This is a genomic window from Citrobacter sp. C348, from assembly GCF_047467975.1.
In the GTDB taxonomy this organism is placed as follows: Bacteria; Pseudomonadota; Gammaproteobacteria; order Enterobacterales; family Enterobacteriaceae; genus Citrobacter; species Citrobacter gillenii.
Window position 1 is genome coordinate 21,425 of record NZ_JASJUJ010000011.1, and the last position, 23,104, is coordinate 44,528.

Below are 23,104 nucleotides of genomic sequence, written 5' to 3' on the forward strand. Positions count from 1 at the left end.
TGTGGCGGAGAAGGCGATTCAGTTCATCCAGCGATCTTTGCGTTTACGGCTTGGGATCATGTGTGGCAGAACCAAACCGAGCAACAGACCCAGTCCCAGTACGCCGCCGCCATACATAAACCACTGCATGATGATGGTGCGCTGCTTGTCATCAAGCTGCAAATTCGCGGCACTGACCTTTTTCTGCGCCACAATCAGCTCGTTTTTTAGCTTCTGGTTCTCTTCTTTCAGCCCATTGATCACGCTGTCGCTTTGCGCCACTTTTTGCTGCATATCGGCGGTGCGCTGATTCCAGGTCGTATCGATATTATTGAGCTTATCGGTCAGCGTTTTAACCTGGTTCTCCAGGTCCGGAACGCGGGTCCGCAGGCTTGGCGTGCTGTTCAGCTCTTTCAGTGGGATCCAGGCCGTACGTCCGGTGCTGTCTTTCACCTGGGCGTAGTTAGTGCTGGCATCGGTTTGTAACAGAATGACTTCCTCGCCGGCGTTAACCGTACCCACGAGGCGATAATTATCTCCCGGACCGCTGCGGACCCAGGTGTTCAGTTCGTCAGAGACATAGCGCTTTTCTTCTGCATGGGTGACGGCAGTGGCGCTAAGTGCGAGTAAAGTTAATCCAATCAGGCGTAATTTTGGCATCAGGCTGTCGTTATTGTCATAGAAAGTGGAACGATAGTAGTGGCATCAGTGTCTCTACGCAAAGCATTCAACATCAATCGGAATCATCTGTGTCCTTTTTGCCACCACTCGAAACTTTTACGCCCGTCAAATTGCTCGTTGCATGGCAATTTGGCGCAAAATACTATCTACTGACAATCAAGAACGCACTTAGTTCGCAGTCTGTTTTCTCAACTGTGACATAACCCATAAGTACAAGATCATGACCCAGGAAATCGAATTAAAATTTATCGTCAATAATGATGCTGTTGATGCATTACGCGAACGTCTGAATACGCTGGGGGGAGAGCATCATGCGCCCAGCCAGTTGCTGAATATCTACTATGAAACGCCGGATGGGTGGTTGCGTAGCCATGATATGGGGCTGCGTATTCGCGGTGAGAATGGTCGTTATGAAATGACCCTGAAAATTGCCGGACGGGTGACGGGCGGTTTGCATCAGCGACCAGAGTATAATGTTGCGTTGAGCGAGCCAGAACTCGATCTTGCGCTGCTTCCCGCCGAAGTCTGGCCAAATGGCGAACTGCCAGCCGATCTCGCCTCTCAGCTACAACCGCTGTTCAGCACTGATTTTAACCGTGAGAAATGGCTGCTTGAGGTTGACGGTAGCCAGATTGAAATCGCCCTCGATCTGGGTGAAGTGAAAGCTGGAGAGTTCGCTGAACCTATCTGTGAGCTCGAACTGGAGCTGCTAAGCGGTGATACCCGTGCGGTACTGAAGCTGGCACATCAGCTGGTTGCCCATGAGGGGTTACGCCAGGGCAGCCTGAGTAAGGCGGCACGGGGTTATCATCTTGCGCAGGGGAACGCCCCACGCGAGCTGAAGCCGACGAGTATTCTGCACGTTCCGGCGAAGGCCAGCATTGAGCAGGGGCTGGAAGCCGCGCTGGAACTGGCATTGTCGCAATGGCAGTACCATGAGGAGTTATGGGTTCGCGGCGTAAAAGGCGCCAAATCGGAAGTGTTGGCGGCGATGGGGCTGGTACGCCACATCCTGATGCTGTTCGGCGGGAATGTTCCACGTAAAGCGAGCGCTCACTTACGTGATTTGCTGACCCAGTCGGAAGCGATTATTGCTGCTGAAACTTCTGCGGTATCTGCGGTTTACAACCCGCAAACGGCAATGGCCAAACTGGCACTCACCGAGTGGTTGGTGACTAAAGGGTGGCAACCGTTCCTCGATGCGAAAGCGCAGGCTAAAATCGCCGACTCCTTCAAGCGTTTCTCTGATACTCATCTTTCACGTCATGCGGCTGAACTGAAAACGGTGTTTGGTCAGCCATTGGGCGATCAATATGCCGACCAAATCCCGCGCCTGACGCGAAACATTGACAGTATTCTGATGCTGGCAGGCTATTACGATGAGAAGGTGGCATCGGAATGGATTGCGACCTGGCAGGGTTTACGTCATGCCATTATGACGCGCCAACATATTGAAATTGAACACTATCGTAATGAAGCGATCTCTGAGGAGCCGTTCTGGCTGCACAGCGGTAAACGATAATCAGGACCGAGATCAGGATGCCTTTATCAGGCCTACGCGATGGGCGTAAATGTCTTGTAGGCCGGATAAGGCAAAACGCCACTATCCGGCATCATTTAAAGGATAACCCGTAAATGCAGCAGCTCTCTTCACCGTTACAACAGTACTGGCCGGCCGTTGTTGATCGGCTGCCAGCAGCAATACCTGAAGCGTCGCTTAGCCTGCAGGCTAAGTCAGTGCTCACATTCAGTGATTTTGTTCGCGACAGCGTGATTGCCCATCCCGAGTGGCTGGCAGAGCTGGAAAGCGCACCGCCGCTGGCGGATGAATGGCAGCACTATGGCGTCTGGTTGCAGCAAGCATTGGCTGACGTCGGTGATGAATCGGCGCTGATGCGTGAGCTGCGCCTGTTTCGCCGTCGCATCATGGTGCGAATTGCCTGGGCGCAGACGCTGTCGCGGGTGACGGAAGAGAGCATTTTGCAGCAGTTAAGCCATCTGGCTGAAACGCTGATTATCGCTGCACGAGACTGGCTGTATGACGCCTGCTGTCGTGAGTGGGGAACGCCGTGCAACCCTGACGGTGTCCCGCAGCCGCTGCTGATTTTAGGGATGGGAAAACTGGGCGGCGGCGAGCTTAACTTTTCCTCCGACATCGACCTGATTTTTGCCTGGCCAGAACACGGGTCGACGCAGGGCGGACGGCGTGAGCTGGATAACGCGCAGTTCTTTACCCGTATGGGCCAACGGCTGATTAAAGTGTTGGATCAGCCGACTATGGATGGATTTGTCTATCGGGTGGATATGCGTTTACGCCCGTTTGGTGACAGCGGTCCGCTGGTGCTGAGTTTCTCGGCGCTGGAGGATTATTACCAGGAGCAAGGGCGTGACTGGGAACGCTACGCGATGGTTAAGGCGCGGATTATGGGGGATGCTGACGGTACTTACGTCGCTGAACTGCGCGCCATGCTGCGGCCTTTTGTTTTTCGTCGTTATATCGATTTCAGCGTGATCCAGTCTCTGCGTAACATGAAAGGGATGATTGCCCGTGAAGTCCGCCGCCGTGGTCTGAAAGACAATATCAAGCTGGGGGCGGGCGGTATTCGTGAAATCGAATTTATCGTTCAGGTCTTCCAACTGATTCGCGGCGGGCGTGAGCCATCGCTACAATCCCGCGCGCTGTTACCTACGCTTAGCGCCATCAACGCGCTGCATCTACTGTCTGATACCGATGCGGAGCATTTACGAAGTGCCTATCTCTTTTTACGTCGTCTGGAAAACCTGCTGCAGAGCATCAACGATGAACAGACCCAGACGCTGCCGGGCGATGAGCTAAACCGCGCACGTCTTGCTTGGGCGATGGGTGTGGATGACTGGTCGCAGTTGACGGCTGTCCTGAACGTTCATATGGGCAACGTGCGTCGGGTGTTCAATGAATTGATTGGTGATGATGAAACCGAAACTCAGGAAGAGTCGTTGTCGGAACAGTGGCGCGAACTGTGGCAGGATGCTTTGCAGGAAGATGACACCACGCCAGTGCTGGCGCATCTTGCGGAAGACGATCAGCGCCGCGTGCTGACCCTTATCGCCGATTTTCGCAAAGAGCTGGATAAGCGCACCATCGGCCCACGCGGACGTCAGGTGCTGGATCATTTGATGCCGCACTTACTGAGCGATGTCTGCTCCCGCGCTGATGCCTCGGTGCCGCTGTCGCGTATTACTCCGCTGCTGGTGGGCATTGTCACCCGTACGACCTATCTGGAGCTGTTGAGTGAATTCCCCGGTGCGCTGAAGCACCTGATTTCGCTGTGCGCCGCCTCGCCGATGGTCGCCAGCCAGCTGGCGCGCTATCCGCTGCTGCTGGACGAGTTGCTGGATCCGAACACCCTGTATCAGCCCACCGCAACCGATGCCTACCGTGATGAGCTACGTCAGTATCTGCTGCGTGTGCCGGAAGATGACGAAGAACAGCAACTGGAAGCGTTGCGTCAGTTCAAGCAAACCCAACTGCTGCGTATTGCGGCGGCCGATATCGCCGGGACGCTGCCGGTGATGAAGGTGAGCGATCACTTAACCTGGCTGGCGGAAGCCATTATCGATGCCGTGGTTCAGCAGGCGTGGACGCAAATGGTCGCCCGCTACGGGCAGCCAACCCACCTTGGCGATCGCGAGGGCCGCGGTTTCGCCGTTGTCGGTTACGGCAAACTGGGCGGTTGGGAGCTGGGCTACAGCTCCGATCTTGATTTGATCTTCCTGCACGATTGTCCGATGGACGTGATGACTGACGGCGAGCGTGAAATTGACGGGCGGCAGTTCTATCTGCGTCTGTCACAGCGCATCATGCACCTTTTCAGTACCCGCACGTCTTCCGGCATTTTATATGAGGTGGATGCGCGGCTGCGCCCATCCGGTGCCGCAGGCATGCTGGTGACATCAACCGAGGCTTTCGCCGATTACCAGCGCAACGAAGCCTGGACATGGGAGCATCAGGCGCTGGTGCGTGCTCGGGTGGTGTATGGCGACCCGCAGCTGACCTCTCAGTTTGACGCGGTGCGTCGCGATATCATGACGCTCGCCCGTGATGGAAAAACGTTGCAGACTGACGTGCGTGAAATGCGCGAGAAAATGCGTGCTCATTTGGGTAATAAGCATCGTGATCGCTTTGATATCAAAGCAGATGAAGGCGGGATCACTGACATTGAGTTTATTACTCAATATCTGGTGCTGTGCTATGCCCATGAAAAACCGAAACTGACGCGCTGGTCAGATAACGTGCGCATTCTGGAATTACTGGCACAAAACGACATTATGGAAGAGCAGGAAGCCCTGGCGCTGACTCGCGCCTATACCACGCTGCGTGATGAACTTCATCATCTTGCTCTGCAGGAGTTGCCGGGCCATGTGGCGGCGGAGTGCTTCAGCGCTGAGCGTACGCAGGTACGCGACAGCTGGCAGAAGTGGCTGGTTGCCGAGTGAAGTGTGCTATGATCGCGCGCAAATTTTAAGACCCTCAGAGAATCTCTCAGGAGACAGGAATGAAAGTAACGCTGCCAGAGTTCGAACGTGCAGGAGTCATGGTTGTCGGTGATGTGATGCTGGATCGCTACTGGTACGGGCCAACCAGCCGTATTTCGCCAGAAGCCCCGGTCCCGGTAGTCAAAGTGGATACCATTGAAGAACGTCCCGGCGGCGCGGCAAACGTGGCAATGAATATTGCCTCTCTGGGCGCCAATTCTCGTCTGGTGGGGTTGACCGGTATTGATGACGCGGCACGCGCGCTGAGCAAAACGCTGGCGGACGTGAACGTGAAATGTGACTTCGTTTCGGTGCCGACGCATCCGACGATCACCAAACTACGCGTACTTTCTCGCAACCAGCAGCTGATTCGTCTGGATTTCGAGGAAGGCTTCGAAGGCGTAGATCCACAGCCACTGCACGATCGTATTAATCAGGCGTTAGGGTCTATCGGGGCGCTGGTACTGTCTGACTACGCCAAAGGCGCGCTGGCAAGCGTTCAGCAGATGATTGCGCTGGCGCGCAAGGCGGGCGTACCGGTGCTTATCGATCCGAAAGGAACCGATTTTGAACGTTACCGTGGCGCAACGCTGTTAACGCCGAACCTGTCCGAGTTTGAAGCGGTGGCCGGTAAGTGTAAAAGCGAAGAAGAACTGGTTGAGCGCGGCATGAAGGTAATTGCGGATTTCGACCTTTCTGCACTGCTGATCACCCGTTCCGAGCAGGGAATGACACTGCTGCAGCCGGGCAAAGCACCGCTGCATATGCCGACCCAGGCGCAGGAAGTGTATGACGTGACCGGTGCCGGCGATACGGTTATTGGCGTGCTGGCGGCAACGCTGGCGGCGGGTAACTCACTGGAAGAAGCGTGTTATTTTGCTAACGCCGCGGCGGGCGTGGTGGTCGGTAAGCTGGGGACGTCCACCGTTTCGCCTATCGAACTGGAAAACGCCGTGCGTGGTCGTGCGGACACCGGTTTTGGCGTGATGACAGAAGCCGAGCTGAAACAAGCCGTGGCCAGCGCGCGCAAGCGCGGTGAGAAAGTGGTCATGACCAATGGCGTGTTCGACATCCTGCACGCGGGCCATGTCTCTTATCTGGCGAATGCGCGCAAGCTGGGCGATCGTCTGATTGTGGCAGTAAACAGCGACGCATCCACCAAACGTCTGAAAGGTGAAACGCGTCCGGTCAACCCGCTCGAGCAGCGGATGATCGTACTGGGTGCGCTGGAATCCGTCGACTGGGTGGTCTCTTTTGAAGAGGATACCCCACAGCGACTGATCGCAGGTGTTCTGCCGGATCTGCTGGTAAAAGGTGGTGACTACAAGCCGGAACAAATTGCAGGTAGCGAAGAGGTATGGGCGAACGGTGGTGAAGTGCTGGTGCTGAACTTTGAAGACGGCTGCTCAACGACCAATATCATCAAAAAGATCCAGAAAGACAGCGATAAATAACGAATGCTGGAAACGGGTCGTACTTTTTGTTTCGGCGCGCTTTCCGCTGTTGACGCTGCTGTTTTTTCGACCTAAAGTACAGGAATAAGGGTGAGAGGGGATTTCTCCCCCCTCTGATTGACTGTTAATAGGTCTGGAAACTTATCAATAACAGCACAACCAGTATGATGACGAACTTCATCATAACCCTTTCCTTATTAAAGCCCCTTCTTCGAGAGGGGCTTTCTTGTTGCAGCCCCATGCTGACAAGGCGATTGTTAGTGAGCCTCCTGACAGGGGCAAGGGCTTTCTCCTGCTGATTTCTTATTGCTGGATCGTCCACGCAAAACGCTGCTCCAGAATAAAAAATCCCCGGCTTTACGGGCCAGGGATGGGGGGAAACTCGGCAGACGTTGTTATTATTCTTTTACTGCAGCCTCATGGTTAATATCGACTCCTGCCGTTGTGTTTAACGGCGTAGTCAGGGCGTGTAGCGACCCCCCGGACAAGCCTACCTCATTTAACAGCGAATCAATCAGCGGCGCCTGGGTACGGTAGGCAAGGGCGGCGGATAACGCCTGCTCAGCCAGATTCCCGCCGCTTACGCTGCCGGCTGCGACTTCACCCACTGCGCCACCGCGATTGAGACCATCAACCTGAATAATCTTGATCCCATCGATAGACTTCATTGGTTCCACGGATTTTTCAATAACCGCTGGCAGAGACTGCAGCAGTGCCAGTTTAAACTTCAGGCTGGTTTGCTCGTCAGAAAGCACGTTGATAGCATCGTTCAGCGCACGCTGGGCTTCGGCTTCCGCCAGCCCTTTTTTACGCGTGGCTTCGGCCAGTTCAACAATCGCCGCCGCCTGCAGTTCGGCTGCTTCTTTCTCCGCTTTCGCCCGCACGGTCAGTTCAACCGCCTGGGTTTCTGCATCCTGCGCGGCGGCGATCAGCGCCACCTGTTTCGCGCGATCGGCTTCTGCGGTCTGGCGAGTGGTTTCTACATTCTGCTGGGCGCGAACGGCTTCTGCCAGCGCGTCGTTAGCGCGCGCTTCAGCCTGAGACTGCTGTTCGGACTTGGCGGCAATGGCGATGGATTTGGTCTGATTCGCAATCTCTGTGACCTGCTGTTGTTCGATCTCCTTAATGCGTACTTCACGTTCGGCCTCGACTTTTCTCGAACGAACGGCCTGCTCACGCTCGATTTCTGTTTCCTGAATCTGGCGTTCGGCAAGAATGCGCGTCTGTTCCGCTTCGCGGTGACGTTCGGCCTCAAACGCGGCGATTTTCGCGTTTTGCTCGGCGGTGCGGGTTTTCACCTGCTGCTCCTGCTCAAGCGTCATAAAGGCTTCCTGCTGTTCGATTTCCAGCTTACGTGACAGTGCATCACGATTTTTCTCGCGCACGGCAACCTCAACGTCTTGTTCAACCTCGTTGCGTTCGCGGCGACGGCGTTCGGTTTCCTGCGTCAGTTTTGTCAGACCTTCGGCATCGAAGGCGTTATTTGGGTTGAAATGGACCTTTTCCGTCTGGTTAAAGTTGGTTAACGAGACGCTTTCCAGCTCCAGACCGTTTTTTGACAGGTCTTCCGCAACGGTGTTCTGCACGCCTTGAACGAAGTTTTCACGGGTGTCCTGAAGCTCGTGCATGGTCATTTGCGATGCGGTTGCGCGCAGGGCATCGACAAATTTATCTTCGATCAACACGCGTAAATCTTCCGGTGACAGGGTGCGCTGCCCCAGTGTCTGGGCGGCGGTAGCAATACCTTCAACGGAGGGTTTTACTCTGACAAAGAACGCGACGACGACGTCAACGCGCATACGGTCTTTGGTGATCAGGCTGTCGACGGTGGAACGGCTAACCTCAAGCTTGAGGGTATTCATGTTGATCGGAATGATTTCGTGGAAGATGGGCATCACGATCGCACCGCCGCTCATCACCACTTTCTGTCCGCCAAGTCCGGTACGCACAAAGGCTTGTTCAGCAGAGGCGCGACGGTAGAGGCGAGCAAGGATAATACCGATAATTAATAAGACGACCACCGCCACAATGGCGGTAAACATCCATGAAGGTAGCATGCCAAAAACATCATCCATTCTGTTATTCCCTTAAAGTAAAACTACAAGACATTTGGCCAGGGGTTTAGCTCAGCTAAATAACGTGTTGCGGAGAGTCGGCAGATAATCAGCACCTTGTCTCCCTTTCTAAATTCTTTCCCGGGCTCAGGTTCCAGCAACAAATAGTGGGTCTGGCCAAACTTATCGGTAAATTTGCCTTCACAGGGCATTCCGGCAACGGCGCAGTGCCCGGTGACTATGGCCATGTTGCCGATAAAATCATCCTCCGCGAGGGCGGTAGTTTCGTCGCGGGGCATCCAGGGGGCAATGACCTTCCCGCTGTAATGCACGGCGAAAACCGAAAGCAGTAAACATATCGGGGCCAGCAACAGGTTACTGAACGGTGTTTGCCATAGCGTGACCCAGCCATGCTGGATGAGTATGCCGAAGAGCCCGAAGAAGCCGGCGAGTAAGCAAAGCACGATAAGTGAGGGAATGCGTCCGATGTTCAGATAGTGCAGCGCTTGTCCAATATTGCCGGAGGTCAGGGAGTCATAGTGATCGAGATGTGCATCCAGCGCGCCTGAAAGAAAATGGCCAAAAATAAGCGAGATAATTTCCAGTAGGCCAATAAGTAGAACAAATGAAATAGCAAACAGGTAGGGGCTGTTATATTCCGCAAATAAAATCAAGTCTCGTCCTCCTGTAACCGCGTTCCCTGATATACCCGTCATTCTTCAAGTTATTTGGGCATAGTGTCGTAAGTGATGGTTTTACCTCTTACTTTTACATAACGTTACAATAGCATGGACGCCCTTGATCCTTAAATCCGAAAAAGGACTCTTCCCCCTCTCAGATTTCGTAGGAAAGTGTGAAGCATAGCTCTCAATTTGCGCACATTATGTACAGAACAACTTTCTGTATAGGGAAATACTGAAATCAGAAAAAGCATATGGCCTTAACAGATATTCAATAACTGGAGGGTATGCTCATGAACAGCAATATGTATTCACTGAACAATTTCGATTTCCTGGCACGGAGTTTTGCCAGGATGCAGGCTGAGGGCCACCCTGTTGATATCCAGGCCGTAACTGGCAACATGGATGAGGAGCACCGCAGTTGGTTTTGCAAACGCTACGCGCTGTATTGCCAGCAGGCAACTGAGGCGAAAAAATTAGAGCTGGAACACTAACAGATAAACGGGCCTTGCGGCCCGTTGTCGTTTTTACGCTTGCGGATCTACGGGCGGGATAGCAGGCGCAGGCTTCACTTCAGCCGGTTTCTCGCGCGCTTCCAGCTCGGTCAGGCGTTGCTCAAGCAGCGCGAGCTTTTCGCGGGTGCGCAGCAAAACCTGGGTTTGTACATCAAACTCTTCGCGGCTTACCAGATCCAGGCGCGTCAGCTGTGACTGCAGCGTTTGGCGAATCTTTTTCTCGACATCTTCCCCAAACTCGCGGATCCCTTTCGGCATCGACTCGTGGACCTGACGAGCAATCTGCTCAATTTTTTTCGGGTCAATCATGGTGGTTTCCCTGAACTGGTACGTGTTGCTGCCTATTGTAGTGCGAACTGGCAGCGGCATAAACCAGAATTGTGTGAAGTGAAGTCAAGCAAAGGCGTTGATGAAGGTAATCAATAGCGTTATAGTTAACTCGCTTATTCTCAGGGCGGGGCGAAATTCCCCACCGGCGGTAAATCAACTAATGTTGAAAGCCCGCGAGCGCTTTTTGTTACGGCAAAAAGGTCAGCAGATCCGGTGTAATTCCGGGGCCGACGGTTAGAGTCCGGATGGGAGAGAGTAACGATCCAGTCGGGCATGGACCCGCTCACGTTATTTTTTTGCCGCTTAGACGGTACTCCTAAGACTGCCCTGATTCTGGTAACCATAATTTTAGTGAGGTTTTTTTACCATGAATCAGACGCTACTTTCCTCTTTTGGTACGCCTTTCGAACGTGTTGAACATGCGCTGTCTGCGCTGCGTGAAGGACGCGGTGTGATGGTGCTTGACGATGAAGATCGTGAAAACGAAGGCGATATGGTTTTCCCGGCAGAAACCATGACCGTTGAACAGATGGCGCTTACCATCCGTCACGGTAGCGGTATTGTTTGCCTGTGCATTACTGAAGACCGACGCAAACAGCTCGATCTGCCAATGATGGTGGAAAATAACACCAGTGCTTACGGCACGGGCTTTACCGTGACCATTGAAGCCGCTGAAGGCGTAACGACCGGCGTTTCTGCTGCTGACCGTGTTACCACGGTTCGCGCGGCAGTTAAAGATGGCGCTAAACCTTCCGATCTGAACCGTCCGGGACACGTTTTCCCGCTGCGTGCTCAGGCCGGCGGCGTGCTGACCCGCGGTGGTCATACTGAAGCAACCATCGATCTGATGACGCTGGCAGGGTTTAAACCGGCAGGCGTGCTGTGCGAACTGACCAATGATGATGGCACCATGGCGCGTGCGCCAGCGTGCATCGAATTTGCCGGCAAGCATAATATGGCCGTGGTCACGATCGAAGATTTAGTCGCTTACCGCCAGGCGCACGAACGTAAAGCCAGCTGATAGCACATGCTTCACCACGCCAGTTGTGGTGGCAATAAAAAAACCGAAGTCAGTTTTCTGGCTTCGGTTTTTTGTTATTGCAGACCGGTTATTTTGTTCTGGCCAGTTTAAGAGCCCAGGCTCCGCTCATTACCAGTAGCAACACTAAACACAAACCAAAGGCCAACAGGCAGGCTTGCGCCATATTCATAAACTGCCACGGTGGTAACAAATACCAGCCTTCAGACTGCTGGTAGAGATCGACAAACCACTTCTGCATGCTGCTGAGTACCACGCCATCAGGAACGATGGGGGCGTCATAGCCGCAGTCACCGGTGGGCTTAAACCATTCCGGGGCCCAGTTTGCCAGAGGCAAATTGAACGGGAAAGTGGGGTCAGTTGAACATCCCTGTACGCCAAAAAGTGAATCCGGATCCGGGTTGTGTACCGCATGATGAATGCCATTGAGCTTAAGTGAAAACTTAACACCCATAATGCTGCCGTAAAATGCTGCAATACAACCAATGAGCTTCAGAATGACATTTTTCGGGTTTATCGCCGCGATCAGCCCACCGGCCACCATCACAAACATGGCAAAGCGAATGTATACACACTGCTCACAGGGGGCCATGTAGAGATAGATCTGGAAAAACGAGTGCGCCAAAATAATTAGCCCACCCATCGCGACTGCCATCAACAGCCACAGAAATCGCTGTTCCTGCCATCTCACCAGCGTCTCTACCGGCGTGGTACGTAAATCTCGCCACAATCCCTTTATGAAAGCCATAAGCTTATCCCTGTTTATTTCGTTGCCAGTTCTCTGATGAGCGCCGCCATAGAATCAATGGATTTAATGCTCTTGGTGTAGATCAGGTATTTACCGTTGACGACGTAAGCCGGAACGCCCTGGATTTTGGCGACGTCATAGGCGGCTTTCCATTTTTCCAGCGTTTCCTGAACGGCAGGATCTTTCAGCGCAGTTTCAAAGTCGGCCTGGCTCATGCCTGCGGCATCCAGACCTGTTTTAATGAATGACGCCGGATCTTTCCCGTCTGACCAACGTTCTTTCTTGTCGTGGTAGGCCGTGTAATACGCGAATTTGGCTTTTTTAAACTGCGATTTGGTATCGAACAAGGAAATACCCGCGGCTTTATCTTTGGCAATCAGCACGGCAAAGACTTCGCTGGCTTGTTTTCCGTATTCGCCTTTGGTTTCCAGATGGAACGGCGTGAAGGTAACGAGATCGGCGACCTTGTCTGATACCGGACCGGTAACGGCTTTGTCGTACTTGTAGCAGAACGGGCAGGCATAACTAAACACTTTGATCAGTGTTTCATCGGCATTGGGAATCGGTTTCTCCAGGACCATATAATCGGTGCCTTCGGTAAACGCTGAGGCCGCAAAAGGGACCGCAAGAGCGGCGGTTAACAGCATGCTTTTAAATAATGAGGTAATCCATTTAGCTGACATAGTTAATCCTTAATGCACCGTGATTATTTGAACATCTGTTGTGGACGAACGGGTAATGCCCGGTAATGGGTTTGATTGGGCTTATCGGAAAGGACATCAATTTCAACTTTGACTTCTTTTGTTTTGTAGTCAATTTCATTGATTTTACCGATGGTCGGTTGTCCAACATCAAATAAATTAATTGAGCCACCGAAGCCAAACATGGTGTCACGGTCTTTTTGATATTCAATAACTGATGTAATCGGGCTGTAGAAATCGTAACCACGTTCTTTGCCGTATTCCCAAATTTGCTGGACGGTGCCTTTTTTCTCGTCAATTTTATATTCGACGAAACGGGAGTATTTCATGGTCGGCAACGCCGGTTGTTCCAGTCCGCGGCCATCGCCGTTGTCAAAAATAGTTAATGTGCCTTTGCTGGAAAGCCACGCCGTATGCTGAGTGTAGGTGAAGTCAAAATCGGTATTTTCGCACTTGCCGTTTTCATCGCACTGTAGCGCATTGCCTTTTGCATCGACCGGTTTCAGCAACTTGCTTGCCAGTTGTTTATTCCAGCCTTTAGACGGCGCAAGGATCCATTTCACCTGCTTATCCCGACCAATTTTGACGACGCCCTGGTGGCGAGAGGAGAGAATAATGGAATCATCTTTGGCATCATAGGCGATAGAGTTAACGTGCGCCCAGTTACGACCAGCGCCCACGCCCAGAGCATCGCCGAAAGGTGTATCCGGCTCCAGCTTAGCCTGTTGACCTACGTGTGCGAGGTCGACGTTGACGCATACCGCGCCTGCATCTAATGCACCGAGCAGCGCGTCACGCAGCGGGTCAAGAATTTTCGTCAGGTCCCAGACATCAACGACACGGCCCGATCTGTCGACTTCAATAATCTGGTCGCGAATGGTTTGCACATGTATGCCGTCTTCTTTGCGATAGTCGCGCTTACCGACGCGCAGCAGGACGGTGTCGTTGACTGTTTCAATCGACTCATGCGACGCATCAAGGAATCCGCGTGGTAGTTTATGGTCAGCCAGGATCTGGCCCATCAGATCGAATTCATACCAGTGCTGGCCCTGCACGGCGGTAAAGGTACCGCGCGGTGTTTCACGTATGCCCATCAGATAGCCGCGTTTGTTGATGTCCATGTCATGGCCATCATAGAAGGTGTCCTGATCCAGCCACCAGCGGTATTCACCTTGCGTGTCGACGACAAAGGTGAAGGGCGCGATGTCAAAAGGTAACGCGCCGCCCGCCGGACCGGCATCAAGAATGCCCGCATTTTTGTCTTTTTCGCCATGCCAGTGGAACTCAGCCCCCTGTGCGGTGAAGGTATGAGTATTTACCATATACAGGCGGTCTTCGAAGCCAGGGGCGACCTTAATGACTTTGGTTTGCTGCAGATCGGAAATAGAGCGGTTATCGATGTAGTGATTCACGATGGCAGAGGTTTGCACCACATAATCATCCTTCATCGGCTTGCCATTTTCTTTAAACTCGACGGTAACCTTATTAGCAAATTTTTGATAAAGACCAAAAATAGGTACGCCGTCATAGGTAGCTAACGATTCTTTGCCAACGGTATAGGTAACAGGAATCCCTTTTTCGTCTTTGCCATGAACGGTAACTTTAACATCTGAAATAACGTGACTATCTAATTCAACCAGTGCGGTAAGTGGTGCATTTCCATAAGGGTCAACAATTATTGCGCCTAAATTTCCTGCGGGTTGTGCTGGTTGAAATCCCGCCGCAAAAGAATTTACGGTGGTCAACCCGCTTGTCAGAGCGATAGCACCCACGAGGAATGTTTTACGGTATTGTTTAAACATGGATATATCTCCTTATATTACTTATAAGCATAATCAATATGAATGGACTATGTTTTTCCGTGAATAATAATTAAATGATATCGTTTTAGGAGGTGTTAAAATCAAAACTATTTATTGTCTTTAAATATATAAAATATCAATAGTCTATATTGCTAATGCTTTTTGATAGTAGGATTGGGATATTTTCAGAACAATAATTATTGTTCTGTAGTGTGATCCTTTCGACATTGTTTTATTTTGAATACACGTTTTCCAATTAGCTCCATCCGTTGGTTTATATGATCGAAATCATCTATTTGTTTCTGTAATGTGCCACTATAGTGGTAGGTTGAAATAAGGATATGTGAATTTTTAACGTTAAATGTTTAATGATGTTAAATTTTAAGGGTAAAAGAATGTTTATTGCCTGGTATTGGATGGTATTAATTGCACTCGTTGCTATTGGTTATTATTGTCATATGAAGCGTTATTGCCGCGCGTTTAGACAAGACCGAGATGCGTTGCTTGAGGCGCGTAACAAACTCTTTCGCCGTACGAGCGAAGAGGCTGGCACGGTCAGGGAGCATGAATAATCCCTGTCGCTTTGCTGTTGTAGAGGCGGATGGTCTGCAGGGTAGGACAGCATCCGCCGTCTGTATTATCCGATGCCCATTGATTGCAGGATGACAAGGCTGAGTCCCATCACCGACATTCCGCAGAGCACACCATAGCTGGGGTTATTATTCGGGTCGATTTCTTTTGCCAGCGGCATCAGTTCATCGACGGACAGCGCGACCATAATACCGGCAACAGCTGCCATAATCGCCGCCATGACCACCGGTGAAATTAAACTCCCCAGAATTAACCACGCCAGTACGCCGCCGAGTATTTCCGCCATACCGGAGATCCCGGCCCAAAATATTGCGGTACGTTTCGAACCGGTTGCGGCGTACACCGGCCCGGCAACGGCCAAACCTTCAGGAATATTATGTAACGCCACGGCGAGGGCGATACCAAAACCCAGCTCGAGGTTGCTGCTGGCGGTAACAAACGTCGCGACCCCTTCCGGGAAATTGTGCAGACTAATGCCAAGCGTGAGCAAAATGGCTGTGCGTTTAATAGAGCCGGGTAAAGGTGGTGTTGTTTTTTGCACGAGATCCTGAGGATGGGCGTGAGGCAACAAGCGATCCAGACCAAAATAGCCCAGTAAGCCTACGATAAACATCCCGTAGCCAAGTACGGGTGACATTCCTTTTGCAGCCAGTGCGGCGGGGAGCATCTCCATCAGGGAAATAAGCAGCATAATGCCCGCGGCAAAACCTAGAGAAAAGGCGAGCACGCGGTTTGAGGGCTTTTGTCCCAGCACGCCAAGAAAGGCGCCAATAAAGGTGGCGGCACCCGCCAGTAAAGTCAGAAGTAAAGGTACTGACATCGACAAATCCAACTCCTTATCCATCTGCTGTCCGGGCCAGACCGTCAAAATAACTGATGATCTTCATCATGGTTATCTGAGTTCTTCATCAACCGAAAAAGCGTATTGTGATGATATCAAAATGACTCCCTCAGTAAGGATATCATCATGTCTTCAACTCGTATGCCAGCATTGTTTTTGGGGCACGGCAGCCCGATGAATGTTCTGGAAGATAACGTTTATACCCGTGCCTGGCAGCAACTGGGGGAAACGTTGCCGCGCCCGAAAGCCATAGTCGTGGTTTCGGCGCACTGGTTTACCCGTGGCACTGGCGTAACTGCCATGGAAGCACCGAAAACGATTCATGATTTTGGTGGTTTTCCGCAGGCGCTGTATGACACACATTATCCGGCGCCGGGCTCGCCAGAACTGGCGCAGCATCTGGTGGATTTGCTGTCTCCCGTCCCTGTCGCCTTAGACAAAGAAGCCTGGGGTTTTGACCACGGGTCGTGGGGCGTGTTGATCAAGATGTACCCGAATGCCGACATCCCGATGGTGCAATTAAGCATTGATAGCACGAAGCCGGCCGCATGGCATTTTGAAATGGGTCGTAAGCTGGCGGCGCTGCGCGACGAAGGTATTATGCTGGTGGCCAGTGGTAACGTGGTGCATAACCTGCGCACGGCACGCTGGCACGGTGAAAATACGCCATACCCGTGGGCGTCCTCATTCAACGATTATGTGAAGGCCAACCTGACATGGCAGGGACCGGTTGAACAACATCCGCTGGTCAACTACCTGGATCATGAAGGCGGATCGTTGTCGAATCCAACAGCGGATCACTATCTGCCGCTGCTTTACGTATTAGGCGCGTGGGATGGAAAAGAATCGGTGACGATCCCAGTGGACGGCATTGAAATGGGCAGTCTGAGTATGCTGTCGGTGCAGATTGGATGATTAATGCCCGATGGCGCTGCGCTTATCGGGCCTACAGTTCGTGTCATAGGCCGGGTAAGGCGGAGCCGCTACCCGGCACTTTCATTCATTCGACAAAAATATGCGGATAAAAGCGGGAAAGATCTTGAGTGATCAGCGCTCTGTCTTCGCGAATGCCAATCCCGGCTGGCTGATCGTTAATCAGCCAACTGCCGATCAGCACGTAGCTATCGCCAAACTTCGGTAGCTGATGGAACTGCTGTACGATCATCCCTTCTTCACCGTACGGGCCTTCCACCGATTCGATCGTTTTACCGTTCTCAACGATCGAGACGTTAGCGCCTTCACGCGAGAAGATCGGTTTCACGACGAATTTTTCCATCTGCGGATAGTCGTCTTCGGCGAAATACGCAGGCAGCAGGTTCGGATGGTTCGGGAACATGTCCCACAGCAGTGGTAACAGTGCTTTGTTGGAGATGATGCTCTTCCAGGCCGGTTCCAGCCAGCGAACGCCGGCATCTTCCAGCTTGGTAGAGAACATCTCACGCAGCATAAATTCCCACGGATAGAGCTTAAACAGGTTGGCAATCACCTGATCTTCTAAGTCCGTGAACTGACCTTTCTCACCGAGGCCGATATCTTCGACATAGAGGAATTCGGTGGCGATTTCCGCTTCGGCCGCGCAATCCTGCAAATACTGGATGGTCCCGCGATCTTCGACGGTGTCACGACAGCAGGTCAGGTGCAGTAGCTGAAAGCCATACTGTTCGCGCAGCGCGGTGAAGCGTTCAATTAGCTTTTCCTGCAGGCTGTTGAACTGATCGCTGCCTTCCGGCAGGTTCCCGGCATTGAGCTGATCTTCTAACCAGATCCACTGGAAGAATGCAGCTTCGTACAGCGAGGTTGGCGTATCGGCGTTGTTTTCCAGCAGCTTAGGTTCACCGATGCCATCCCATGCCAGATCGAGGCGGGAATAGAGCGACGGCTGCTGAGTCAGCCATGACTGGCGGACAAATCCCCAGGTGTGTTTGGGAATACGAAACTTGGTCATCAGCTCGTCGCTGGCGATGACCTTTTCAACCACCTTGAGGCACATTTGATGCAGTTCAGCGGTGACGTCTTCCAGCTTTTCGACCTGTGCAAGCGTGAGCTTGTAGTAGGCGTCTTCACACCAGTACGGTTCGCCGTACATGGTGTGAAAGTTAAAACCATATTCGGTGGCTTTTTCGCGCCAGTCCGGGCGCTCAACAATACTGACTCTTTCCATGTGGATCAGCCGCCCATTGAACGCGTGGTGGTACCGCTGGCGCTACGTTGCATGGTGCTTTGCTTGGCGACAGATTCACCAAATCCACCGCGCGTGACGGTTGATGTGGTTGCCGGTTTCGGCGCCATGGCGGTTTTCGGTACGGTCATGGTACGGCCCGGCGTTGCTGCGCCGTAGTTTTTGCCGCCTGCATCGGTATATTTGCCATAGGCCGGGCTGGCCGGATTTTTCGAGCTGAACAGCGGCTGCTGAGCGCCCATACCGCCGCCCATCATGCGGCCCATCATGTAGCCTGCCATCAGCGGCATCCAGAAGCTGCCGCTGCTCTGATTCTGTGCCTGAGCCTGGCCTTCACCCGTTGGTGCCATACCGGCCTGTGCAGGTGCCTGCTGGCACTGACCTTCGCCGAATTCAGCGATACAGTCTTCGCGGGTGGCGTACTTCGGCGCCGTGCGCTCAGCTTCTTTCAGCGCGTTGTTGAATGCGGTTGTACATTCAGCGCTTTTACCCGGATTCGCCGTCGAGCAGTCGTCCGCATTTTGGTAAAGCGATACTGTTTCGTCGCTCTGCTCACAGCCCGCCAGCATAATAACGGCGGTAACAGCCAGGGCAACAGGAGTCAGGTGGCGTGCGCTCCAGCTTTTGCGGAACGACGCGTGATGTATAGATTTTGTCCGTTTCATTTATGTCTTCCAGGACCCAGTGGTAAATACTGCTCAGAATAGAGGATGACTGGTCGAAATTGAAGCGGGAAGAGGCGAGAATGCGGAAGAAGGGGCGGATCTTTACGTTGTCTTACGTTCAGACGGGGCCGAAGCCCCGTCATCACCATCAGTTACGGAACGGATTGTTGCCGGTGCTGCTGGTTGAACGTGCTGCCGTCGGCTGAGCGACTGCCGCGTTGTTGCTCGCGGTATAGCCGTCTGCTGCAGCGTCTTGCTGTGTGTTTTCCGGCGCGACGGTGTCAGGCGCGGTCGGAATCGGTTTGCCCAGCGTATTGTTCAGCGCCACCAGATCCTGTTCGTTCAGCGTACCGAGCGCAGATTTGATGTTTAACTGGTTAATCAGATAGGTATAACGTGCGTTAGCCAACTGCTGTTTGGCGTTGTACAGCGTGGTGGTGGCATCCAACACATCCACGATGGTACGTGTACCAACGGAATAACCGGCTTCCATCGCGTCCAAAGAGCTTTGTGCAGAGACAACCGCTTGTTTGTACGCGTTAATGCTACTGATGGACGCATTAATGTTATTGAAGGATGAACGTACGGTCTGTACCACGCTGCGGTGCGCACTTTCCAGCTGTTCGCTCGCGCCCACAAAGTTGTACTGTGCTTGTTTCACCTGCGAGTTAACCATGCCACCCTGATACAGCGGCAGCGAGAAATTCAGGCCAATTTTGTTCTGACCCATGTCGCTGTCGTCATACTGGGAACCTGTCGCCCCACGGGTTTTAGAGCCGCTGTAAGAGGTATCAGAAACACCGGTAGAGGCGGTTAAATCCAGCGTCGGCAGGTGACCGTCCTGCGCCAGACGAATTTGTTCACGCGCCAGGTCCTGGCTTAAACGTGCCTGCAGTAAGGTCAGGTTGCGATTTTCGGCTTCTTTCAGCAGTGCATTCACCGCCTGCGGCTTGTTGGTTTTAAAGCCGTCAACGTTCAGCGAGGCCAGTTCCGGGTAGTAGTTGCCGGTAACCTGGCGCAGCTCTTCCACCGCGTTGTCCAGATCGTTACGCGCGGTAACTTCATTTGCCAGCACGGTATCGTATTGTGAACGGGCGTTCTGTACGTCAGTAATGGCGACCAGGCCGACGTTAAAACGCTGGGTAGTCTGATCCAACTGACGGTAAACTGCGTCTTTCTGTGCCTGGGTGTATGACAGCACATCAATCGCGTTCAATACTTTAAAATAGGCCGTGGCGGTATTCAGGATCAGCGTTTGCTGATCGGTCTGATAGGTCACATCCTGGATGCCTGCTGATTTTTCTTGCAGCGTCAGGGCACGCCATTTCGACATATCGAACAGAGACTGAGTCAGGGTTAACGAAGCACTGGTAGCGTTAGAGTTAAGGCCATCTGCATCACCACGGTAACCATTGGTGTAGGTGTAATCGGCACCCAAACCTAACTGCGGCAGTAACGGACTACGCGCTTCGTTAATTTTTTCGAATGCAGCATCGCGATCGGCGGCGGATTTACGCAATTCCGGGTTGCTCAGGCGTGCTTGCTGATAAACCTGCATCAGGTTCTCTGCCTGGCTCAAAGTACTGAACCCCGACAGGCTCAGGCCGATAAGGATGGGGAGCAATTTCTTCATTTGCATTCCTTGTTGTGAAGCAGTATTTAGCGCTGATCAAATGGTAAAAATAATTGTTGATTCTAGCAGAATCCACCACTTCAAAAAGTTGGCGTTACGTGCCATACGGCGTTAATTTGCATCAATTTAACACAAGGGCGCCCAAACAGCAGTCAAACGACCTTGAAATTCACATTTTAATCACTATTGGTATCAGGACAGCACAATGCGTAAACCAGACAGCTTGCCAATGACTTTCACGAAAAATGATGTAGAAATTATTGCACGAGAAACGCTATACCGCGGTTTTTTTTCACTGGATCTTTATCGGTTCCGCCATCGCCTGTTTAACGGTGGAATGAGTGAGGAAGTCACGCGCGAAATTTTTGAGCGCGGACACGCGGCGGTCTTGCTACCCTTTGACCCTGAGCGGGACGAAGTTGTGCTGGTTGAACAGATTCGTATTGCGGCATTTGATACCAGCGAAAGCCCGTGGCTGCTGGAAATGGTCGCCGGGATGATCGAAGAAGGTGAAACCGTTGAGGACGTTGCCCGCCGCGAAGCGATGGAAGAAGCCGGACTGGACGTAAAACGAACCAAACCTGTGCTGAGCTATCTGGCAAGCCCCGGCGGCACGAGCGAGCGCTTGTCCATTTTGGTCGGCGAAGTGGACGCCACGACCGCAAGCGGGATCCACGGTCTGGCGGATGAAAACGAAGATATTCGCGTTCATGTGGTAAGCCGGGAACAGGCTTATCAGTGGGTGGAAGAGGGAAAAATCGACAACGCGGCTTCTGTCATCGCCTTGCAATGGTTGCAGCTGCACTATCAAGAGTTAAAAACTGAGTGGAAAAAATGAAGCGTTATACACCTGATTTCCCTGAAATGATGCGCCTGTGCGAAACCAACTTTTCGCAACTGCGCCGTCTGTTGCCGCGAAATGATGTGGTCGGCGAAACAGTGAGCTATCAGGTGGCAAACGCACAATATCGGTTAACGATTGTTGAATCGACCCGATACACTACGCTGGTTGCGATCGAACAGACGGCGCCTGCTGTCACTTACTGGAGCCTGCCATCGCTTACTGTCCGCCTGTATCATGATGCGAGGGTGGCTGAAGTGTGTTCAAGTCAGCAGATCTTTCGCTTCAAAGCGCGGTATGATTACCCAAATAAAAAGTTGCATCAACGCGACGAAAAGCATCAAATTAATCAGTTCCTGGCCGACTGGTTACGGTACTGTTTAGCACATGGAGCGATGGCGATTCCGGTTTATTAGCGTCGTGAAACCTAAGGACACCATTTGGAAAGCCTGTTAACCCTTCCTTTGGCTGGTGAGGCCAGAGTCAGGATCTTGCAAATTACAGACACTCACCTGTTTGCCGAAAAGCATGAAACGCTGCTGGGAGTGAACACCTGGGACAGCTATCAGTGCGTATTGGACGCTATACATGCTGAGTCGACCGACTTCGATCTGATCGTGGCGACAGGCGATTTAGCGCAGGATCAATCCGCTGCGGCGTATCAGCATTTTGCTGAGGGTATCGCAAGCTTTCGTGCGCCTTGCGTCTGGTTACCTGGCAATCATGATTTTCAGCCAGCCATGTACAGCGCCCTGCAGGACGCCGGAATTTCGCCTGCGAAACGCGTCTTCATTGGTGAACAGTGGCAAATTTTGCTGCTCGATAGCCAGGTTTTTGGCGTTCCCCACGGAGAATTAAGTGAGTTCCAGCTTGAATGGCTGGAGCGAAAACTTGCCGATGCGCCTGAACGGAATACCTTGCTGCTTTTGCATCACCACCCACTGCCTTCGGGCTGTAGCTGGCTCGATCAGCACAGCCTGCGCAATGCTGCTGAGCTGGACAACGTGCTGGTGAACTATCCGCGCGTGAAGTATCTGCTGTGTGGGCATATTCATCAGGAGTTGGATCTCGACTGGAACGGTCGCCGCCTGCTGGCTACGCCGTCGACATGCGTGCAGTTCAAGCCGCATTGTGCCAACTTTACGTTAGATACCATTAGTCCCGGCTGGCGTACGCTGGAACTTTTTGCTGATGGTTCGCTGCACACTCAGGTGTGCCGTCTGCCGGGAATTCGGTTCCACCCTGATACCGCTTCAGAAGGCTACTGATGTCTACGCTTCTCTATCTACACGGATTTAATAGCTCTCCTCGCTCGGCTAAGGCGTGTCTGCTGAAAAGCTGGCTGGCAGAGCACCACCCGCACGTTGAGATGATCGTACCGCAGCTGCCTCCGTATCCTGCCCAGGCGGCAGAGATGCTGGAATCAATAGTCCTTGAGCATGGCGGAGAGTCGCTGGGGATTGTTGGCTCCTCTTTAGGGGGCTATTACGCCACCTGGCTGTCGCAATGTTTTATGTTGCCTGCGGTGGTGGTGAACCCTGCGGTGCGGCCTTACGAACTGCTGGTCGACTACCTTGGCCAAAACGAGAACCCCTACACGGGCCAGCAATATGTGCTAGAGTCTCGCCATATTTACGATCTTAAAGTCATGCAGATTGACCCGCTGGAGGCGCCGGATTTGCTCTGGCTGCTACAACAAACGGGCGATGAAGTGTTGGACTACCGCCAGGCGGTGGCGTATTACGCCTCCTGCCGTCAAACTGTTATTGAGGGCGGAAACCACGCATTCACAGGCTTCGAAGATTATTTCAACCAGATTGTCGATTTCCTTGGGCTGCACAGTTTTTGACGATCAA

General features: G+C 52.5%; 23 protein-coding genes and 1 riboswitch. Of the genes, 11 read left to right on the top strand and 12 right to left on the bottom strand.

Annotation, left to right across the window (positions count from 1 at the left end; translation table 11 throughout):
• Positions 1-18: 18 nt before the first annotated feature.
• On the bottom strand, positions 19-639 hold the full coding sequence (locus QNN86_RS18870; protein WP_181617943.1) for a TIGR04211 family SH3 domain-containing protein: 621 nt from the start codon (positions 637-639) through the stop codon (positions 19-21).
• A 241-nt stretch (positions 640-880) separates the two neighbouring features.
• Here QNN86_RS18870 and QNN86_RS18875 point away from each other — a divergent pair, with 241 nt between their 5' ends.
• The 3 genes from QNN86_RS18875 (at position 881) to hldE (ending at position 6,629) form a co-directional block, all read left to right on the top strand.
• A complete protein-coding gene (locus tag QNN86_RS18875) occupies positions 881-2,182 on the top strand; it encodes an inorganic triphosphatase (RefSeq protein WP_414212162.1) in 1,302 nt (433 codons plus the stop codon).
• 113 nt (positions 2,183-2,295) lie between these two features.
• On the top strand, positions 2,296-5,136 hold the full coding sequence (gene glnE / locus QNN86_RS18880) for a bifunctional [glutamate--ammonia ligase]-adenylyl-L-tyrosine phosphorylase/[glutamate--ammonia-ligase] adenylyltransferase (protein WP_279277649.1): 2,841 nt from the start codon (positions 2,296-2,298) through the stop codon (positions 5,134-5,136).
• 59 nt (positions 5,137-5,195) lie between these two features.
• Positions 5,196-6,629, top strand: coding sequence for a bifunctional D-glycero-beta-D-manno-heptose-7-phosphate kinase/D-glycero-beta-D-manno-heptose 1-phosphate adenylyltransferase HldE (gene hldE / locus QNN86_RS18885; RefSeq protein ID WP_181617940.1), 1,434 nt, complete (start codon positions 5,196-5,198; stop codon positions 6,627-6,629).
• 124 nt (positions 6,630-6,753) lie between these two features.
• Here the strand turns inward: hldE and QNN86_RS18890 are convergent, their stop codons facing one another.
• The 3 genes from QNN86_RS18890 to QNN86_RS18900 all read right to left on the bottom strand — a co-directional run bounded on the left by QNN86_RS18890 (position 6,754) and on the right by QNN86_RS18900 (position 9,357).
• The gene (locus QNN86_RS18890; RefSeq protein WP_199947192.1) at positions 6,754-6,813 is read right to left on the bottom strand and encodes a type I toxin-antitoxin system Ibs family toxin; all 60 of its coding nucleotides are present in this window, start codon (positions 6,811-6,813) and stop codon (positions 6,754-6,756) included.
• 214 nt (positions 6,814-7,027) lie between these two features.
• Positions 7,028-8,704, bottom strand: coding sequence for a flotillin family protein (locus QNN86_RS18895; protein ID WP_279277650.1), 1,677 nt, complete (start codon positions 8,702-8,704; stop codon positions 7,028-7,030).
• 23 nt (positions 8,705-8,727) lie between these two features.
• Positions 8,728-9,357, bottom strand: a complete 630-nt coding sequence (locus QNN86_RS18900; protein WP_279277651.1) for an OB-fold-containig protein — start codon at positions 9,355-9,357, stop codon at positions 8,728-8,730.
• Positions 9,358-9,650: 293 nt separating this feature from the next.
• Here QNN86_RS18900 and glgS point away from each other — a divergent pair, with 293 nt between their 5' ends.
• On the top strand, positions 9,651-9,857 hold the full coding sequence (gene glgS / locus QNN86_RS18905; RefSeq protein WP_096755633.1) for a cell surface composition regulator GlgS: 207 nt from the start codon (positions 9,651-9,653) through the stop codon (positions 9,855-9,857).
• A gap of 33 nt (positions 9,858-9,890) precedes the next feature.
• Here the strand turns inward: glgS and ubiK are convergent, their stop codons facing one another.
• Entirely contained in the window at positions 9,891-10,187 is a 297-nt protein-coding gene (ubiK, locus tag QNN86_RS18910) for a ubiquinone biosynthesis accessory factor UbiK (protein ID WP_135953046.1), read from the bottom strand.
• Between the two features lie 132 nt (positions 10,188-10,319).
• Positions 10,320-10,469, top strand: a riboswitch (FMN riboswitch).
• A gap of 106 nt (positions 10,470-10,575) precedes the next feature.
• On the opposite strand from ubiK, the gene ribB reads away from it, so the two are divergent.
• Positions 10,576-11,229, top strand: coding sequence for a 3,4-dihydroxy-2-butanone-4-phosphate synthase (gene ribB, locus QNN86_RS18915; RefSeq protein WP_096755635.1), 654 nt, complete (start codon positions 10,576-10,578; stop codon positions 11,227-11,229).
• 88 nt (positions 11,230-11,317) lie between these two features.
• Here the strand turns inward: ribB and dsbI are convergent, their stop codons facing one another.
• From dsbI to QNN86_RS18930, 3 genes are read right to left on the bottom strand one after another with little or no spacing between them, the layout of a single operon-like run.
• A complete protein-coding gene (dsbI, locus tag QNN86_RS18920; RefSeq protein WP_181617936.1) occupies positions 11,318-11,995 on the bottom strand; it encodes a protein-disulfide oxidoreductase DsbI in 678 nt (225 codons plus the stop codon).
• Positions 11,996-12,009: 14 nt separating this feature from the next.
• Positions 12,010-12,678 carry a thiol:disulfide interchange protein DsbA/DsbL gene (locus QNN86_RS18925; RefSeq protein WP_279277652.1) on the bottom strand — a complete coding sequence of 223 codons (669 nt, stop codon included), beginning with the start codon at positions 12,676-12,678 and terminating at the stop codon, positions 12,010-12,012.
• A gap of 23 nt (positions 12,679-12,701) precedes the next feature.
• Positions 12,702-14,498: an aryl-sulfate sulfotransferase gene (locus tag QNN86_RS18930; protein ID WP_279277653.1), complete on the bottom strand. Its 1,797-nt coding sequence runs from the start codon at positions 14,496-14,498 to the stop codon at positions 12,702-12,704.
• Positions 14,499-14,893: 395 nt separating this feature from the next.
• Between QNN86_RS18930 and QNN86_RS18935 the strand changes: the two genes are divergently transcribed.
• Positions 14,894-15,070 carry a hypothetical protein gene (locus QNN86_RS18935; protein WP_096759330.1) on the top strand — a complete coding sequence of 59 codons (177 nt, stop codon included), beginning with the start codon at positions 14,894-14,896 and terminating at the stop codon, positions 15,068-15,070.
• Between the two features lie 65 nt (positions 15,071-15,135).
• Here QNN86_RS18935 and zupT read toward each other — a convergent pair whose 3' ends face one another.
• Positions 15,136-15,909, bottom strand: coding sequence for a zinc transporter ZupT (gene zupT, locus QNN86_RS18940; protein ID WP_279278094.1), 774 nt, complete (start codon positions 15,907-15,909; stop codon positions 15,136-15,138).
• Positions 15,910-16,056: 147 nt separating this feature from the next.
• On the opposite strand from zupT, the gene ygiD reads away from it, so the two are divergent.
• Entirely contained in the window at positions 16,057-16,845 is a 789-nt protein-coding gene (gene ygiD, locus QNN86_RS18945) for a 4,5-DOPA dioxygenase extradiol (protein ID WP_181498624.1), read from the top strand.
• Positions 16,846-16,930: 85 nt separating this feature from the next.
• Here the strand turns inward: ygiD and QNN86_RS18950 are convergent, their stop codons facing one another.
• From QNN86_RS18950 to tolC, 3 genes are all read right to left on the bottom strand, one after another.
• Positions 16,931-18,091 (bottom strand): glutathionylspermidine synthase family protein, encoded by a 1,161-nt coding sequence (locus tag QNN86_RS18950; protein ID WP_096755641.1) that lies wholly within the window; start codon positions 18,089-18,091, stop codon positions 16,931-16,933.
• 5 nt (positions 18,092-18,096) lie between these two features.
• Entirely contained in the window at positions 18,097-18,774 is a 678-nt protein-coding gene (locus tag QNN86_RS18955) for a DUF1190 family protein (protein ID WP_115257469.1), read from the bottom strand.
• A gap of 148 nt (positions 18,775-18,922) precedes the next feature.
• Positions 18,923-20,413, bottom strand: coding sequence for an outer membrane channel protein TolC (gene tolC, locus QNN86_RS18960; protein ID WP_135911399.1), 1,491 nt, complete (start codon positions 20,411-20,413; stop codon positions 18,923-18,925).
• A gap of 199 nt (positions 20,414-20,612) precedes the next feature.
• Between tolC and nudF the strand changes: the two genes are divergently transcribed.
• From nudF to yqiA, 4 genes are read left to right on the top strand one after another with little or no spacing between them, the layout of a single operon-like run.
• A complete protein-coding gene (gene nudF / locus QNN86_RS18965; RefSeq protein ID WP_096755644.1) occupies positions 20,613-21,245 on the top strand; it encodes an ADP-ribose diphosphatase in 633 nt (210 codons plus the stop codon).
• Complete coding sequence (locus tag QNN86_RS18970; protein ID WP_096755645.1) at positions 21,242-21,664, top strand: DUF1249 family protein; 423 nt, start codon at positions 21,242-21,244, stop codon at positions 21,662-21,664. Before nudF ends, QNN86_RS18970 begins: the two co-directional genes overlap by 4 nt.
• 24 nt (positions 21,665-21,688) lie before the next feature.
• Positions 21,689-22,516: a 3',5'-cyclic-AMP phosphodiesterase gene (gene cpdA, locus QNN86_RS18975; RefSeq protein ID WP_096755646.1), complete on the top strand. Its 828-nt coding sequence runs from the start codon at positions 21,689-21,691 to the stop codon at positions 22,514-22,516.
• Positions 22,516-23,097: an esterase YqiA gene (gene yqiA, locus QNN86_RS18980; RefSeq protein WP_115257472.1), complete on the top strand. Its 582-nt coding sequence runs from the start codon at positions 22,516-22,518 to the stop codon at positions 23,095-23,097. Before cpdA ends, yqiA begins: the two co-directional genes overlap by 1 nt.
• Positions 23,098-23,104: the final 7 nt, after the last annotated feature.

Excerpts from the sequence above, each read along its gene's own strand:
- QNN86_RS18950 (WP_096755641.1), bottom strand. The coding sequence starts at position 18,091 with ATGGAAAGAGTCAGTATTGTTGAGCGCCCGGACTGGCGCGAAAAAGCC.
- QNN86_RS18935 (WP_096759330.1), top strand. The coding sequence starts at position 14,894 with ATGTTTATTGCCTGGTATTGGATGGTATTAATTGCACTCGTTGCTATT.
- QNN86_RS18925 (WP_279277652.1), bottom strand. The coding sequence starts at position 12,678 with ATGTCAGCTAAATGGATTACCTCATTATTTAAAAGCATGCTGTTAACC.
- ribB (WP_096755635.1), top strand. The coding sequence starts at position 10,576 with ATGAATCAGACGCTACTTTCCTCTTTTGGTACGCCTTTCGAACGTGTT.
- hldE (WP_181617940.1), top strand. The coding sequence starts at position 5,196 with ATGAAAGTAACGCTGCCAGAGTTCGAACGTGCAGGAGTCATGGTTGTC.
- nudF (WP_096755644.1), top strand. The coding sequence starts at position 20,613 with ATGCGTAAACCAGACAGCTTGCCAATGACTTTCACGAAAAATGATGTA.
- yqiA (WP_115257472.1), top strand. The coding sequence starts at position 22,516 with ATGTCTACGCTTCTCTATCTACACGGATTTAATAGCTCTCCTCGCTCG.
- QNN86_RS18870 (WP_181617943.1), bottom strand. The coding sequence starts at position 639 with ATGCCAAAATTACGCCTGATTGGATTAACTTTACTCGCACTTAGCGCC.
- QNN86_RS18895 (WP_279277650.1), bottom strand. The coding sequence starts at position 8,704 with ATGGATGATGTTTTTGGCATGCTACCTTCATGGATGTTTACCGCCATT.
- tolC (WP_135911399.1), bottom strand. The coding sequence starts at position 20,413 with ATGCAAATGAAGAAATTGCTCCCCATCCTTATCGGCCTGAGCCTGTCG.
- glgS (WP_096755633.1), top strand. The coding sequence starts at position 9,651 with ATGCTCATGAACAGCAATATGTATTCACTGAACAATTTCGATTTCCTG.
- QNN86_RS18875 (WP_414212162.1), top strand. The coding sequence starts at position 881 with ATGACCCAGGAAATCGAATTAAAATTTATCGTCAATAATGATGCTGTT.
- QNN86_RS18930 (WP_279277653.1), bottom strand. The coding sequence starts at position 14,498 with ATGTTTAAACAATACCGTAAAACATTCCTCGTGGGTGCTATCGCTCTG.
- ygiD (WP_181498624.1), top strand. The coding sequence starts at position 16,057 with ATGTCTTCAACTCGTATGCCAGCATTGTTTTTGGGGCACGGCAGCCCG.
- QNN86_RS18970 (WP_096755645.1), top strand. The coding sequence starts at position 21,242 with ATGAAGCGTTATACACCTGATTTCCCTGAAATGATGCGCCTGTGCGAA.
- zupT (WP_279278094.1), bottom strand. The coding sequence starts at position 15,909 with ATGTCAGTACCTTTACTTCTGACTTTACTGGCGGGTGCCGCCACCTTT.
- glnE (WP_279277649.1), top strand. The coding sequence starts at position 2,296 with ATGCAGCAGCTCTCTTCACCGTTACAACAGTACTGGCCGGCCGTTGTT.
- dsbI (WP_181617936.1), bottom strand. The coding sequence starts at position 11,995 with ATGGCTTTCATAAAGGGATTGTGGCGAGATTTACGTACCACGCCGGTA.
- QNN86_RS18955 (WP_115257469.1), bottom strand. The coding sequence starts at position 18,774 with ATGAAACGGACAAAATCTATACATCACGCGTCGTTCCGCAAAAGCTGG.
- ubiK (WP_135953046.1), bottom strand. The coding sequence starts at position 10,187 with ATGATTGACCCGAAAAAAATTGAGCAGATTGCTCGTCAGGTCCACGAG.